The organism is Leptospira sp. GIMC2001 (assembly GCF_028462125.1).
Taxonomy (GTDB): Bacteria; Spirochaetota; Leptospiria; order Leptospirales; family Leptospiraceae.
In genome coordinates this window covers 19,894-36,327 of record NZ_CP115468.1, presented here as the reverse complement: position 1 = coordinate 36,327, position 16,434 = coordinate 19,894, and the positions used below count along the sequence as shown (strand labels likewise).

Here is a 16,434-nt window from a genome sequence, read left to right as displayed (position 1 = left end):
TTTATTCTTTCTCAATCCTCTTTATCTTGTAGCCGAAAGGGGGCAAACGAGTAAAGCCTGCCCAAGTTGATTTCATACTATGATTCATCAATATTTCATAATTGAATTTCTTGCCCTTTCTAAAAATTCTTTCTATCTTGGAGCCAAGGAATGTAAATGGAATTTTGGATTCTCGAAGAATCCTTCGATAAAGCAGAACAAACGATTCTGGAGCAAGCGATGCCCCTATATAATAAACTCTACCATTGTGATATGAATTGACTGTTGCTAGCGGAGATCCTTTATAAAACTTTCTGGAATCATTGTACCATGCGATAGGTTTTGCAGTTTTTGGTTCAAGAATTTCACAAAATTTACCGCATTTTCCAGGCAACAAACGAAACTTCATTTTTATAATGTCCGTGCCAACGGAATCATATTTTTCTACCTCAATGCCTGCCATCTCTCTAAACTTACCAGGAGTTCTTTCTGGTAGCATCCAATGATTTTTTTCTTTGATGCCTGCACGATATCCTAATATTAATGTTCCCCCGTTGCGTACAAATTCTTCAATCTTTCCGACAAATTCTTCATCAAACATAGTATATAAAGGTAGGACCACAACTTTGTAATCTTCGAGATTGATTTTGCTTGATGGTCTGAAATGGGAATTAACATTTAAAATGCTCAAGCCTGCATACCAGGTAGCCATTTCAATATCGTAACCAACATTGGCAAAGGGAGCTGGTTTGAATTTTAGTCCTTCCGAAAGTGGTTGATGCTTATAATTTCGAGAATTGTCAATGTCACTGATAACTGCTACATCCGCTGGAAATTCTTCCGAAGCAAAGTCATTTGCCATTTCTTGAATATCACTAATTGCCTTCTGCAATTCAAAATACTTATGAGTTAATTGTTTTCCGTGATCAAGTATTCCATAGCACAATTGCTCCTGACCAAATAGAGCCGTCCTGTATCGGAAGAATATAATTTGATCTGCACCATGGGCAATCGCTTGTAGCATCCATAGTGCAATCTGTCCAGGTGGCGGTAAATAACCTAAGGTATCGTGTCCTTGTTGACCACTGAACTGTTCCATCACTGTGAAACTTTGATTTTTGAGACCTCGAGAATATTGTAGCGTCGCTGCTACCAGAGGATGGGGAAAAGGTTCAGGTTGCGGTCCCCAAACTGGATAGTTGTCCCATGAAACATAGTCTATGTCTTCGAATACTTCGCTCATATCAGTTATTGGCAAAAACGGACTCGGGTAAAGATTAGTTGTAATTGGAATTCCTGGAGAATTTTTACGAATGATTTTGGTTTGAAGATTTACGAAATGAACAACAAGATCCGAATTGAACCGATAAAAATCTTGAATCATGGCTGGATTGAAACCGCTAGCTAAGTGATTACCTGGAATCGGAATTTCGTTCCAATCATTATAAATAAGTCCCCAGAAAGTTCCACCCCATGAGTGATTTAGATCTTTTAGAGATTTGTATTTATTCTTTAACCAAATTCTAAATCCTGATAATGCATTGGGAGAATAGGAAAGATCCGAACCTTCATGTCCAATCTCATTGTCAATTTGCCATCCAACTAAAGCTGGATGATTGCCTAATTTTTTAGTCTGCGCATTTACAATTCTTTCCGTCGCACGAAGATAGTCTTTTGAAGCAAAGCAAGCCTGGCGCCTCGTCCCAATGATTCGAACAATACCCTCTCTCGATACTTGTACAATGCCTGGATATTTTTTGTAGAGCCAAGGTGGAAAGGTAGCAGTTGGTGTTCCTAGTATAACACCGATTTGATTCTTATACATAAGATCCATAATTTTCTCAAAAAAACTAAAATCATATTTTCCTTCTTTAGGTTCCATCAGAGCCCAAGCAAATTCTGCTAATCTTACTCTTGAAAGACCCATACCTTTCATGATTTTTATATCTTCTTCCCAATCTTTAGGAGTCCATTGTTCAGGATAATAGTCTGCTCCGAAAATCATATTGATCCACCTTTTCTACTTGCTTGCTTAAGCTTAAGAGATAGAATGAAACTATCTTCCAAATAGGCAATCAATAATGTCTGATTCTTTTATTACAGGTATTCTTCCAAATTCACAATTTCGCTTATCAATCGTTGATTGTTCTGAAGTATGTTCCCATTTAATTCGCATTCATGATCTAGATCCTCGAATGTCCAATTTTCTTTCCAAAACTATGATGGGCGCATTTTTCATAGCAAAAATGGTTAAGGAAGATCAGCGGATCAGTATTCAGTGGAAGGACGAGTATAAACAATCTGTACTTGCATACTCGAATAGACAAGGTGCAATGAAGGGAGTAGCATATCCTGGCCCTTTAGAATCTGGTGATATAAGAAATGATTTCATTCTCGGAACAGGTATTCTTAAAGTGATTCGTTGGGATCCAGATCATGAATTTTATCAAAGCTTTACAAATCTTGTGGAAGATAGCTTTGAAGTAAATTTTGCAAAATATATAACAGAATCGGAACAGACATTGAGTTTGGTATTTATGAATACATCCGAAATAAAATTCGGAGAATACCAAGTAAAAGGAATTTTTCTACAAGCACTTCCAGATGCGACAGAAGCTTCAAGGGAATTTATTTTCAAGCAAGCTGAGAATGAATTGAAAAAAGATTCAATTTTTGATTTAGAAATAGAAGAAATTCGAAAAGAGTTATCCATTATTTTTCGTGAAAATTGCGATATTTTAGATACAGGGAGTCCACATTTTCAATGCGATTGTTCTTACAATAAAATCGCCGAAGTTCTAGTGAGCCTTGGCGAGAAAGAAGTTCAGGAAATTCTCACAGAACAAGGTAAAATTGAAGTGGAATGCGAATTTTGCAAAAGCATTTATGAATTTGACGATAGCAAAGTACATAGGCTGTTTCCAAATTGATCAAGAAATATAAATCTATACACCTCTCTCATTTACAAGAACTCACTAAAAGTATAATTCAAGACAATCCCAATTGGTTCAATTGGTCGATTCCTTATTCTACCTTTCTATTGAGTGGAGATATGGGTGCTGGTAAAACTACTTTTATCAGAAATCTCCTTCAATCTTTGGGAGTGAAGGAAACAATTAATTCACCGACCTTCTCTTTGATGAACCAATACAATCTGTCGGCAGAAAAATCCATATACCATTTTGATTTATATAGAATCCATCAAGCCAGTGAACTTGAAGATTTAGAATTCGAAGAAGTATGGGGAAAGCTAGGAATTTGTTTCGTTGAGTGGTGGCAAAAAGTTGGAGATATTTTCCCTTATCCAAGAATTTATATTAATATAGAAATTGATTCATTTGAGACAAGAACGATCAGCTTTGAGTTTGTTAGCAAGTAAGCCATTTAGAAAATTATAACTGTATACTTTATGAAATTTATTTACTGGGACACTACAACGGAATGGATCGTGATTGAGATCTGGGAAGAAATTGATGGCAATCACAATCTGCTTTATGAATCCAAGAATTTTTCACCTCGCGCAGCAAGTCACTCCCTGATTTTAGATATTCAGACAGCTCTAAGAGCATGTCAAATTTCTCAACCTGATTTTATAGTCGTAGCAACGGGTCCTGGATCCTTCACAGGAATACGTATAGCCGTTTCTGCCGGACGTAATCTCTCGCAACTCTGGAATATTCCATGTATTGGTTTGGATAGCTTAGAAATATATGCTAACTACTACTATATGAAACTCATTACTGAGGAGAATAATTTTAAGTCTAAAATTCTTGTCCTCTTAGATGGCAAAATGAATAAATACTTTGGCCGAGTAATTGACTCTGAGATTGATGGACCAACAGTTGATTGCAGTTTAGAGAAATATACGTCTGAACTTGGAGGATCTTTTTGGAATGAATATCGTGTTTTCTCTCATACGCCTCTTTCACATTTACATCAACTTTTCTCTCTAGACTATCCGGGATTAAAAGGTATTCTGGCTACAAAACCTGGATATTTTAATAATATCAATATTAAGGATAATAATTATCTTAATCTACAACCCAATTATATGAGGGGAACTTATGTAGATAAATAACTCAAAATAATTATGAGTTATTAAATTACCCATTAGCATTTACAAATTAGGATACATTCAATGGAAAATACCAATTATCAAATCACTAGAAAAATAATTGATTATATCGCATCTTTTGCTGGAGCTCAGTTAACCAAACAGGATATCATAAAGAAATTTCTTCCCGATACTTCAACTGATAGTAAGGCAAAGACTAAAACATCTGAGAAATCGAAAAAAAAAGCAAAACCCAAACCAAGTCCGAAAACCAGAGACAAGGCTAAAGAGAGATTAAACGAATTAGAAAATCTACTGTTTCTTCTGGAAGCGGAAGGATTAATTAAGATTGAAAAAAAGACAATTTTTCCAAAACGTCCCTTCTCGGTGTCAGGTAAGATTTCTCTTAGCCTGAAAGGAGATGGGTTTGTAAAATTACCTTCAGGAAATGAAACTTTTATCCCTGGCTCAAAGACTGACACGGCTATAGCAGGTGACCTAGTTGAAATCTATCCGATCGGAGTGGGGCGCAAAGATCGAATTGAAGGAGAAGTGATTAGAATTTTGAAACGCGGTCGAGTTCTATATCGAATGAAAGTTGTAGAATTGCAGAACAAAGGAATCATCGGTAAACTTCTCGATATGTCTGGTGAAGAGAAAGAAGGATTTCTTCTCAAAAAATCACTACTTGAAGATGTTTTAAAAAATATCAAGGTAGGTGATGTTCTTATTGTTAAAATGAAAGACGCGGTCAATACAGAACCAAATCTATATGACGTTAGTTTTGTTAGGTTCGAATCGGATAGCAAAGAAGATCCAGATTTTATGAGAGTATTGATGAAATACAATTATAATCAGAATCATCCAGACACAATTCCGCTTGATTACCCAGAAGAAATTAATTCGGAAACTGTATCTGACTGGGAGAGCCGTGTTGATTTAACAAATCTCTATTCGGTAACGATCGATGGCGCAACTGCTAAAGATTTTGATGATGCTTTGTCTTATGTGGATGAAGGAAAGAGGAAACGATTCTGGGTTCACATTGCAGATGTATCCTATTATGTTAGAGAAGGATCTGTTATGGATGAGGAAGCTTATGAGAGAGCAACATCCGTCTATCTATCTAACCGTGTTGTTCCAATGTTGCCTCCAATTCTTTCTGAAGGACTTTGTAGTCTTGTTGCAAATACAAATCGATTGGCTTTTACAGTTGAGATGGAAGCAGATAGCGAAGGAAATATCTTTGCTTCCAAGTTCTATAAATCCATTATCAAGGTATCGAAACGATATACCTATGAGATGGCAGAAGATGAGATTATTGAAAATAAACCTGATAACTGGATGGTTCAACTCAATCATTTAGCGGAAAGTATGCGAAGGAACCGCATGAAAGCAGGCCGAGTTGACCTGAATGTAAAAGAGAATATTATTGAAATAGGATCAGATTTTCTTCCAGTCTCCATTACTTCAAAAGAAAGATTAAAAAGTCATATGCTAGTTGAAGAGATGATGCTCTCTGCCAACACTAAGGTTGCGGAATTTCTTAAAAAGAAAAAGGCTCCTGCACTGAATCGAATCCATGAGGTTATGGAAGGTGAAAAATTAGAGGCATTAAATGCTTATCTTAAATTGAACTCCATAAATCTACAGCTTGAGACTCCAGATTACGAACAAATAAGAAAAATACTAGAAAAACTGCATGGAAATCCAAATGAAAAAGTATTCAATTACTTATTACTAAGAAGTTTTATGCAGGCATATTACGGTCCCGAATATACGGGACATTGGGGACTTGGTTTTCAAGATTACTGTCACTTTACATCACCTATTCGACGTTATCCTGATTTAGTGGTTCATCGAGTTCTGCACTCCGTCCTCTTGAATGAGCCTGCTCCATATGATTGGGAAAAATTAAAAGGTATGGGAATCCATTGCTCAGAACAAGAAAGAAGAGCGGCCGATGCAGAACGCGATATTTTCAAATTGAAGGCTTGTCGATATCTTCAGAAAACTGGAATTTTGAAATTCTGGGCAAATATTACTGGATACAAACCAAATTTTGTGTTTGTGGAATTGGATGATCCAAGCATGGAAGCAGTCATTGATAAATCTGAATTTACAAATGAATTTGAACTACTTGGAAGAAATCCATTCAGTTTCTATTCGAAAAAGTATACTAAGGATTTTGTTTTGGGTGAAAGAATTCATGTGATGCTTGATCACATAGACTATGAGAATATCAAAGTCTATGTGAAAGTGCTGGGCTGGTAATAAATTTAAACTGGTTGAATTTAAATTTGATTATTAAATTACTCAAAGATTTATAAGAAACTAAAGCTTAACAAATAAACTAGGCTTTAGGATTGACCTCAGGCATTCCATACTTATTCCATTTCCAAGTGAAAAATAAGATTCCGACAATCCCACCTAAACATAGAAAAAGAGAAATTACTTGGGCATAGGTTAAATCACCGATAAATAGATTTCTATCTCCGCGAAAAATCTCTATGATAAATCGATTGATTCCATAAATAATCCAGAATATAAAAAATAATTTTCGTTCTGCCCATTTAACATCTTCCAATTTAAATAGTGTGAAGAATCCGATCCCTAAAACAAAAACCTCATAGAGTTGCGCAGGATGAACGGGAGGATAAATCACTGGAAATGGATAGAGCGCTTTCTCATGTAGAATTTTCATATAGTCGCCCGTTGCGGCTGGAGGATAAAACTTAGATAACTGCGCAAGATTTGTAATACCTTCTGATCTCAAAGGTTCGAGAACATTTGGCAATGGAATGCTAGATAGATTCACTTGTCCTGCGAAGAGATTAGAAATTATATTCAAAGGTTTTTCTGAGTAAGCATAGAGTCCGTGCAAGCTATTCCAGCGCTGCATCCAGTCATCACTATTCTCAGAGAATACCACTCCAAATATTGAATCAGTTGGATTGCCATAAGCATCTCCATTCAAAAAACAAGAAAATCTACTAAGACATAATCCCAAGGTTAATGGTGTCATCAATGAATCACACCAATGAAGGAAATTCTTTTTCGTAAATTGGCAATACAACCATCCACCGAAACCAGTTCCGATCGTTCCACCTAAGATAGCGAATCCACCACTAGGATTGAAAACAATGAGTGGGTTCTTTAGAAATTCATCCGTTTCCCAGAAAAAATAATGAAACAATCGAGCAAAGATAAAGCCCGTAAAAATTGCAAAGGTGTAAGCACTAACAAACCATTCTTTTTCATATCCAGATTTAAGAGATTTATATTTCTGATAGAAAAATCCCATTATTAGGATTCCTAGTGCCCAGTGGCCTTCGTAGCCTCTGACTTGAATAAACCAAAAATCTATATTTATCGGATACATTCTCTAATAACTCACTTTTTTTTAGTACAAGTAATGCTTTCTAATGGTTGCTTATAAATAAATAACTATTTTAAAGTTTCTAGATTGGATAAATCAATATCAATTGTTCTAAAAAAAAGGTTGAACCAATTTCCACGATCGTCTAAATATTAGATTATATAGGAGGTTTCTTTATATGAAACTAAAACTTACTTTGGCTGCAGTTGTTACTTTGTTCGTAGCTCTTCCCGCAATGGCGTCAGTATGCCCAGGAAAAGGTGAGAGATCCTCTTCAGAATTTTGTCCAGGAAAAGGCGAGCGTTCTGTTGTAGTATGTCCTAACGGAAAAGAGTAATATTTCTATAAAGGCTTGATCATAATCTATCGAGCCTTTTGTTTTTTAAAACTTTGCAGAAAATCCACCATAAAAAAATCTAGGTCGAATAGGATTGTAAGTAATCTCATATCGATCGAAGATATTTTCCACTCCTAAGAATAAAGATGCTCGATCATTAAAGAAATTCTTAGCAATTCTCATGCTCAATAAATTAAAAGATCTACCATAGACAACTTGCTGACTTGCAAAAGGATCGAGTTCCTGGTCTATTAAGGCAGTCGAACTACCGCCTGTAAATTGATTCGTACTACTATAAAAAGGTCGTCTATCAATATGTTTTCCTCTAAGAGAAAATTCAAAAGCATCTGGTGAATTAGATTTTACAATAATATTCATTGTTGCTTGATGCAAAGGTCGACCTTCTAAGGGACGATCCGAAGCAAGATCGCGTGTGTCGGTATGATTGTATCCGAGTTCAAGAGCAAAATAGGTTAAGAATTTGAATCGAGCTCCAAGCTCGCCACCTCGAGTATATGCTTTATCTATATTAACTAATTGAAATAAGGCAAACTCTGAATTGGGATTAGCTCCGAAATCATATTGAATAAGATTTGAAATATCATTGCGAAACAAGCTTAAGAAAAATGTAAGAGATTTACTTGGAGACCATTCTATGTCCGCATTCACTGTTGATGATTTTTCTGCCTTGAGATCCGGATTCCCTTCTACAGCATAACCAACTCCTGGGTTTTCAAATCTTAGGAATAGTTCACGAAAAGATGGCGGACGAAATCCTCTTCCATAGCTTGTTCTAAGAATTAAATTATCAAGTATATCAACTCGAATCGCAAGCTTCGGCGTGGCTTGTCCACCGAACTGAGAATCTTGGTCAAATCTAACGCCTGGAACCAATCGAACACGCGGATATCCTCGCAAAATTGTCCACTCATCTTGCAAAAATCCAGCATGTCGTGTACGATAAACAAACCGATTCTCCAATCGATCCGATTCCAATTCTTCAGCAAAGGATTCAACACCTAATGTCATAAAATGGTCGGCGTGAATCTCATGATCCCACTGAACTGTTCCTTGAGAGGAAATTTCTTTGTTGAGTTCTTTAGCGTCCAGCTCGTCTGATTTTCTCTGATCTCTTTCGAACCGATTCTCCCACACGGAATAATTTCCCCGAAACGAAACCATGTTCCTCGATCCATATAGATATTCAAGTCCACCGATAGCCATGAAATCCTTCGTATCATTCTTTCTATCAAAAACCGCACCGGTTGTGTTTTCTTCAATGCCTTCTTGAAATCGATCTAAATAGAAAACTCCTGTTTTCAATCTTAAATTTCCATCTGGATTGAATGTTAGATTTGTTGCAACATTGTTGTCTCGATAGCTATTTGCGGTTGTTGAAACATTTTCAGGTTGAATATCGTAGCCTGGCGCTTGATTGAAACCAGCGAGCACATTTGCGGCTACTATTTCATTTTTGAATCCTACATCAGCCGTGGTATTCAATTCACCTTGATTGCCGAAATTTTTCTTCCGTCCCATTCCATATGTTGTTCGAAATTCATAGTGTTCTGGTTTCTCTGCTTCACGTGTAATGATATTGATTACTCCGCCGATTGCATCAGCTCCATAGAGAGCAGATGAAGATCCTTTTACGATTTCTATGCGCTCGATATTCTGCACTTTATACCGTGTTAGGTCAACTGTATTGTTTAACCTACCTGCTATTCTCTGCCCATCCACTAAGAACAATACATACTTGGAATCAAGTCCCAACATCTGAATTTGCGACCCTCCAAAAAATGGACTTACATTGACACCAAGTTGGGTTTCTAAAACTTCCGCTGCGTTTCTCGCACCAGTTGACTCAATTTTTTTACGAGATATTATTTCCGTTGCGACTGTGGAATCCTTTAGTCTTCTTTCACCTCGAGAACCAGTTACAACAATTCCAGAACCTTCATCGTAATTTTTCCATGGATCAGCGGGGGGCTCTGGCTCTTGTACATCTGGATCGGATTCTTCTTTTTCTATCTTCGCTTTAGATTCTGATATTGGTTCTTTTAAGGTTTCATCTTTAGGTTTATTTTTATTTTGAGAAAAAATTGGATTAATTGTTACTATTAGAAATACAATACTGAAGGAATATCTAAGAAAATTTAATATAGCAATTCTATGATTTGAGCATTTCAAAAGCTTGCCGGAGAAAAATATTTCTTTTTCCATTAATATTATCTAGAAATTTATTTCTCGCCATCGAATGCGCGGATAACCAGAAGTTCCAGCATCGGAATAGTAATCGATCACTTGCAGAGCATAGTATCGATTCCCATCAAATGATCGAATGACAAACACAGTCATCCTTGGACTTAGTGTAGGAATATCATATATAAACCAACCTGTATCAAAATTGGTTAGTACATCGCTACCAACATAAGATGCACCACCTCCACCTATCACCTCAGCTTGACCATTGATATCCAAAACAAATTCTGTACAATTTAGGTTAGTAGAAGTTACTCCAGCTCCTGGAAAATTGGTAGTATTGGATCGACAGGCTCCACCCTTGCCAGATGGATTAGTTGCTCCACCATTTGTTCTAACCTTGAATCTTTGGAAGGAAATATCAAAATTCGAATTGGAAAGTGAACGTGATTGAAACGAGTAATTGGTCCAAGTATCAGCTGCAGTAGAACGTAAAAGAGTGATAATGGAGCCATCGGATTGTTCAATATTGGAAATGACTTCCGGTCGCAAAGAATTTTGGGAACTGGATGTTACACCATTTACAAGTTGGAATAGTATTTCTCCTTGTTGGTCTTTGATTGGATCATAAGGGTCGCTTACCCTTGCGCAATTTATTCCAAACAAAAGTAAAAGTAAAATACTATTCCTTTTCATAAAAAAACTAACTAGAAAGTAGTTAGAGTTGCAGTTACAGCTGTCGTTCCAGAAAAAGTTACACCTGTGTAAACAACGACCAAGAATTCACCTGCTTCATTGAATGTAATCGCATTCGAAGATGTGGCAAGGTAAGAACTCGCTAGAGCGGAACTGCTGTCAAGAGCTGTGCTATGTGAAAAAGACGTATTGATCGTTGCTAAATCTGATGTTCCGATTGGGCATCCACCAGCTTTTTTGTATACTAAAACATAATGTTGTCCTGAAAAAGTAATTCTAGAACCAACACGAGCAGTAAGAGTCACAACACCAATTTCATGATCAATTCCGAATGGTGATACCTTAGCTTTTGAAACAGATTTAGTTTGTCCAACTTCAGTGGATGAAAATGCTGTGATAGGTGCAGGTACTTCTCTCACTCTATTATTGATAGTAATACTCACCTGGCAGGATGGACCGGAAGAGGAAGACGCAAGTAGCAAAGCTAAAGCAAGATTCTCATCGTCATCGTTTTTCTCTGCTTCGCAGTTCGATACAAAAAGGGCTAAAATTATCAGGACTAAAATTTTTTTCATCGTAAAAACCTCGGAATTAAACTATTAGGACAAGCTTTTTTAGTTGAGACTGAGAGTCAAAAACAAAATAAAATTTATTCAAAAAATCGATTTCCCCTGACAAAAATGTGACAAGGGCAAATGAGGATTTTCTAAATAGCATTTTTTATTGTAAGCTGACAATTTTTCAATCTCTAAGCATTCCTAAAGGGATTAGAAAATAATGACTTCATTTGTCAATAAATCTCAATACAATTCAACGCGTGCTAAGTGGTAATTTGTAAGCTTGATTTTGAATGGTTCTATCCCATTCTTGAGTGAAGGTAAATTTTTTGAGTTTAAAATTTCTCAATCTTAAAAAATTTCGAACTTCTGCATCCCGAAAAATAGATTCTGAAAAAACTATGTCTCCTGCATTCGAAAATTTCTGTAGTTTTGCTGAATAGTTTACTGTATTTCCAAAATAATCAATGTTGCTATTGAAGTTTACCGCCAAACATGGACCAGAATTTATAGTAATCCGTATTTTCAGAAAATTATCTTGCGTGGAACCTTCAAAGTATTCTTGCATTGCGACCGATGCTTGAACAGATTGCACGGGTGACTGAAACGAAGCCATCACGGAATCACCGATTGTTTTCACGACAGCTCCTTCATTTTCGCTAATGATTCTGTAAATTTCTATAAAGTGTTTTCGTACTTCTGAAAAGGCCTTGGCATCACCTAATTTTCCATATAACTTAGTTGATCCAACAATATCGGTAAAGAGTATTGTTTGAATTCCAATATCCAATGATAGTCCATTGGCAATCGTTTCTTCTGCAAACAAATCACGAAAATTTTGAAAATTAAAAAGATCTGCAGGTCTTAAAGAAAACTGATCCTCCTTTCGTGACTCAATAATGAAGCTAGTTTTATGATTTTCTGGATTCTTTAGTTGTAAATTTAAATTGGATTCGATCCTCAATTCTGATGGCAAAGAATTGGGAGACCATAGAAGATTCTCTTCAGTTTTAATATTATCTGACTCATGAGGTATATTCTGAACTTCTAAAACAGAATACTTTTTATCTCCTCCTATTCTCATTCTATAGGTTCCTGTCTCTAAATGAAGTTTCGTCGAATAATTATCGATTGGATTTAGATGCTTTTGGAAATAAATATGTTGCTTGGTTGCTGGTTCAGCAGCACAAAAGAATCTTTTTTGAACAACTCTAATAGATGGATGAATATGAAAAGATACTTCTATTGAATTAACTTTATTGGTTTCAAAATCTATCTCGCATACATCACAACTGTCATCTTTAGGAATATCACCCAGATGCTGAAGTTCAGTCCGAACACCTCGACAGTGTGGACAAACAACATCCCAAGAAAGAGTAAAAACACTTTCTCGACATCCGAGCAAGAAAATTTCTAACAAATTCCTAAACGGAACAGACCATTGATTAGCAAGTTCTTTAACTCTAATCCGGTATAAATCATTATCATCACTATTTAAAATATGGTCAAACAACTGATTAACCAGAGCTCGCTCATATCCTTGTTCAATTAATAATTTACCAAATCGATTTAGTTTGGGAAGCTTGATTACCAATTTTCCAATCTCATTGGTGGATTGAGGATTATGTTTCTTCTCTATATTTGTGTTTTGCAAATTACTTGCTAACCGATTATTACGAAGTTCTTGAACCAAATTGAAGAGAGCAGATTTATACTTTTTTTCTAAATCTTGCATTCCAAAAAATAGAATAATTTTGCCCAATAATCCTCTTGGAATCCATCCAAAGTATACTAATAAAATACTATGATTCTCTATTGTTGGATGAGAGTACAAAATGTATCTAGTTCTTACATAACGAGCAAAACCTTTCGAATAGATGCGCGCATTGTTCATTTGCTTACAATATTCCCATTCCCATGGAACTTCTTCCCATTCCATCTGAATTCCAGCATTCTTGGATTCGCCGTAAAGTTTACCATTGTTTTCTTGGTATCTCATTTCTGGTAAACCCAATCGCTTATTAAAAGATGAAGTATCAATTAGCTTAGGCCAGAGTATTTCCGGCGTTTCTGCGAGTGTAAATGTCCATAAATAGTCCATAGGCTTTTCGGAAGAATTATCCGAATTGTCCCAAGGAAAAATGTTTAGAAACTCTGTGATGCTTGAGATTATCTTTTTATTATTGAATACTGATTCGAAAATCTGATCTTTGCTATTGTCCATGCAATCCAATTAGACTCTAAAAATTGAATAATTATTTATTTTCATTCTTATCTAATTTTCTCAATTCGTTTGCTGAATAGACTTCTCTAAAAAACAATTTCTTATCAATTTCAATGGACTTTATTCTCTTAATAACATCATATTCTGTAATACCGAAAATTTTCATCGTTTCCTTATTTAAAGAAATCTGTCCAGATGTGTAAAAATTAACAAGACTATTTGAATTCCTCGATTCTATTGGAATTAGAGATTGGATTTCAGATAACAATCTATCATAGGTCATATGTCTTCCTCCTGAGAACTCAATGAGCGGAGCTGCTCCGTGATCAGCAGTCAGTATTAACATAAAGTCTTCTTGATAGTGATTGCGCAACATTTGAATAATTAAACCAACTTGCCTATCAGTTTCTTCGAGCACTTCGCGAGCTTCTTCACTTTCCCATCCATGAGTATGACCAGTTGCATCTGTAGCTTTAAAGGTTACGTATACAAGATCTGTGTATCCGTCTTTACTTTTACCCGAATCAATAATTTCTTTCTGAATAACAGAACGAATCAATTCTCCTTCAAGCATGCTCTGCGTTGGATTACCAACTGATCTATGGAATTCTTTTACCATTTTGTCTAATGAATTTGGAACAAAACCATCCCATCCTTCAGGATTTCTAGAACTATGGAATGGATAGAGAGCAAAATTATTTGCAATATCAGGTAGTTGATACAGACCCGGATGAGTTGTCCAACTAAGAGTTGGCTTAGTTAACCAATAAACAAAATCCTTGTCAGCAACAATTGAAGTCTTGGATTCATACCCAAATGATGGAGAATATAGATAATCCGATCCATGACCAGCCATTCCGATAGCAGCTCTAACCGCATAACATTGACTAACTATAACTGGAATATTATCATTGAATTGATCCCAGACATCAGCAAAAGTTGGACTCTTCATATCTGAAGGAGAAATATTTCCATTCGGTAGTTGATAGATTGGTTCAGCGACACTCGTAAGATTTGAATTTATAGACTTATAATATATTCGATCATTTGCAATTATTTCATGTTCGTTTGGAAATGCTCCTGTTCCTATTGCAACATGGCCAACTGCAGTATGTGCATCTATATGTCCAACCATTGCATTAGGAAAGTAAGCAGAATTATGCATCAATTTCTTAATATTAGGATAAGAATCATTATGAGCTCGATATAACTGAATTCCTCCTTGGTCAATAACTATAGTAACGATTATTTCTGGTTTAGAATTCTTTTTTAGAATCTTGGATAAGGATTTCAATTTTACTGAATTCGGAACAGGAGATTCCAATAGTTCTGCAACTGTAGGCACTATATGCTGTTGATAAATTGTATCTTGATAAATTCCATTATTCACATATTTATCACCATAGAATAATATAGGTATATTTGCATCATAATTGTAGTTAGTTGCATGAGTTGTTCCTTTACCAGAAAATATAATATCATTCCCACGATCTTTTATTTTATCTTTGTAAATTGTTATAAAATCACTCCAACCAATACCGTATGTTCTGAGTAATTTACTCAATTTTTCTTTCTTATAAACTGTTTCCTTTTCTACATCAATCCACTCGTCATCAAGATTGGAGAAAGGTTCTGGAACCAATACGAGATCAACTTCCGGAACAATAGACCGACTCGCTGCAAGCTTGTAGGATTCCTCCCAGGAATAGTCCTTGCATCCGAAAACTGATAAAGAAATTGTAATTAAAATGATAAGTAATCGCATTATACTTTCTAAAATACTTTCTTCCAACCTTTATAGCAAGGCTTTTTGTATTTTCATAATTGGCTTTTATTCTCAGTGTACGATTGCAAAGTCTGACAGCGGATCAAATATATTCTCTTCTGAAAAAATTGCTAATATTTCAATGGTTGCAGTAGGCGATATCATGGTACATGATAGTCAACTAAAAGCAAATTATTCAATAAAGAATAGAAAATACAATTTTCACCAAAGCTTTGAACTAGTAAGTCCTTACCTCCAAGGAAATGATTTTGTTTTTGGAAACCTAGAAACTACTCTTCCTGGAAATCCAGAACATTATTCGGGTTATCCTCAATTCGGTGCTCCGGCAGAATTGGCCTATGCATTGAAGGATGCCGGATTTCAAATTCTCTCCACCGCTAACAACCATTCTGTTGATAAAGGTACTTTAGGCATTAGAAATACTTTAGATGTTCTCGATCAACTAAATATAAAACATTTAGGTACATATCGTACGCAAAAAGAATACGAACAGAATAGAAATCTCATCCTTGATATAGAGGGATTTAAAATATTTTTTTACAATTACACTTATGGAACGAATGGTCTTCCTATTCCAGATGATACTGTAGTTAATTTAATTAGCGAAGAATTGATTTCCACCGACCTTGCTTTCGCAAAATCTCAGAAAGCTGATGCTATTATAGTGGCTTTTCATTATGGTCCTGAATATGTGCGAATACCAGCAAAAGATCAAACAAAATGGGTGGATTTTGCTATCCGAGAAGGGGCAGACATAATACTAGGTGGGCATCCTCATGTATTACAAACTTATGGAGTAGAAAAAAGAACTGATCGATATGGCGAAAATAGGGATAGATTAATACTATATTCGATGGGCAATTTTCTGTCAGGACAACGTCATCTACATACAGATGGCGGTGCAATTTTTCGCTGGAATCTATTACTTAAAAATGATGGGAATAGAACATTTTTAGAATACCAAAATGTTCATTATATCCCGACTTGGGTCTTTCCAAATTTAAAATCTGATCACAATAGATTTGTGATTATTCCAGTGTTAGATTATATGAATGAAAATGGAAAACTTTTAAATTTGGAATACGGTATAAAAACCACTTCAGCGAATAAACTGAATGGGAAATTGAATTTAGATAAGAAATCAGAACAGGATATGAAAACTTTTCTTTTCAACACAATGGAATTAATCGGTAAACCAGGTTTAAAATCAATTTGAGGTT

At 35.6% G+C, this 16,434-nt stretch carries 13 protein-coding genes; 6 read left to right on the top strand and 7 right to left on the bottom strand.

Features of this window, described 5'->3' with window-relative positions:
* Window position 1: 1 nt before the first annotated feature.
* Window positions 2–1,984, bottom strand: a complete 1,983-nt coding sequence (locus tag O4O04_RS01675; protein ID WP_272533735.1) for a beta-galactosidase — start codon at window positions 1,982–1,984, stop codon at window positions 2–4.
* A 76-nt stretch (window positions 1,985–2,060) separates the two neighbouring features.
* On the opposite strand from O4O04_RS01675, the gene O4O04_RS01670 reads away from it, so the two are divergent.
* The 4 genes from O4O04_RS01670 to O4O04_RS01655 are packed head-to-tail and all read left to right on the top strand — an operon-like array spanning window position 2,061 to window position 6,307.
* Window positions 2,061–2,909, top strand: coding sequence for an Hsp33 family molecular chaperone HslO (locus O4O04_RS01670; RefSeq protein ID WP_272533733.1), 849 nt, complete (start codon window positions 2,061–2,063; stop codon window positions 2,907–2,909).
* A complete protein-coding gene (gene tsaE, locus O4O04_RS01665) occupies window positions 2,906–3,358 on the top strand; it encodes a tRNA (adenosine(37)-N6)-threonylcarbamoyltransferase complex ATPase subunit type 1 TsaE (protein ID WP_272533732.1) in 453 nt (150 codons plus the stop codon). The genes O4O04_RS01670 and tsaE overlap by 4 nt, the downstream gene beginning before the upstream one ends.
* 30 nt (window positions 3,359–3,388) lie before the next feature.
* Window positions 3,389–4,057 carry a tRNA (adenosine(37)-N6)-threonylcarbamoyltransferase complex dimerization subunit type 1 TsaB gene (gene tsaB, locus O4O04_RS01660; protein ID WP_272533731.1) on the top strand — a complete coding sequence of 223 codons (669 nt, stop codon included), beginning with the start codon at window positions 3,389–3,391 and terminating at the stop codon, window positions 4,055–4,057.
* Between the two features lie 60 nt (window positions 4,058–4,117).
* A complete protein-coding gene (locus tag O4O04_RS01655) occupies window positions 4,118–6,307 on the top strand; it encodes a ribonuclease R family protein (RefSeq protein ID WP_272533730.1) in 2,190 nt (729 codons plus the stop codon).
* Between the two features lie 79 nt (window positions 6,308–6,386).
* Here the strand turns inward: O4O04_RS01655 and O4O04_RS01650 are convergent, their stop codons facing one another.
* Window positions 6,387–7,415 (bottom strand): prolipoprotein diacylglyceryl transferase, encoded by a 1,029-nt coding sequence (locus O4O04_RS01650; protein ID WP_272533729.1) that lies wholly within the window; start codon window positions 7,413–7,415, stop codon window positions 6,387–6,389.
* Window positions 7,416–7,590: 175 nt separating this feature from the next.
* On the opposite strand from O4O04_RS01650, the gene O4O04_RS01645 reads away from it, so the two are divergent.
* Window positions 7,591–7,749: a hypothetical protein gene (locus tag O4O04_RS01645; RefSeq protein ID WP_272533728.1), complete on the top strand. Its 159-nt coding sequence runs from the start codon at window positions 7,591–7,593 to the stop codon at window positions 7,747–7,749.
* Between the two features lie 45 nt (window positions 7,750–7,794).
* Here the strand turns inward: O4O04_RS01645 and O4O04_RS01640 are convergent, their stop codons facing one another.
* From O4O04_RS01640 to O4O04_RS01620, 5 genes are all read right to left on the bottom strand, one after another.
* Entirely contained in the window at window positions 7,795–9,972 is a 2,178-nt protein-coding gene (locus O4O04_RS01640) for a TonB-dependent receptor plug domain-containing protein (RefSeq protein WP_272533727.1), read from the bottom strand.
* A gap of 9 nt (window positions 9,973–9,981) precedes the next feature.
* Window positions 9,982–10,647, bottom strand: coding sequence for an HmuY family protein (locus tag O4O04_RS01635; RefSeq protein ID WP_272533726.1), 666 nt, complete (start codon window positions 10,645–10,647; stop codon window positions 9,982–9,984).
* Between the two features lie 11 nt (window positions 10,648–10,658).
* A complete protein-coding gene (locus tag O4O04_RS01630; RefSeq protein WP_272533725.1) occupies window positions 10,659–11,222 on the bottom strand; it encodes a hypothetical protein in 564 nt (187 codons plus the stop codon).
* Window positions 11,223–11,457: 235 nt separating this feature from the next.
* A complete protein-coding gene (locus tag O4O04_RS01625; protein WP_272533724.1) occupies window positions 11,458–13,428 on the bottom strand; it encodes an adenylate/guanylate cyclase domain-containing protein in 1,971 nt (656 codons plus the stop codon).
* A 31-nt stretch (window positions 13,429–13,459) separates the two neighbouring features.
* Entirely contained in the window at window positions 13,460–15,193 is a 1,734-nt protein-coding gene (locus tag O4O04_RS01620) for an alkaline phosphatase family protein (RefSeq protein WP_272533723.1), read from the bottom strand.
* Here O4O04_RS01620 and O4O04_RS01615 point away from each other — a divergent pair.
* On the top strand, window positions 15,177–16,430 hold the full coding sequence (locus tag O4O04_RS01615; RefSeq protein WP_272533721.1) for a CapA family protein: 1,254 nt from the start codon (window positions 15,177–15,179) through the stop codon (window positions 16,428–16,430). The genes O4O04_RS01620 and O4O04_RS01615 overlap by 17 nt on opposite strands.
* Window positions 16,431–16,434 lie beyond the last annotated feature (4 nt).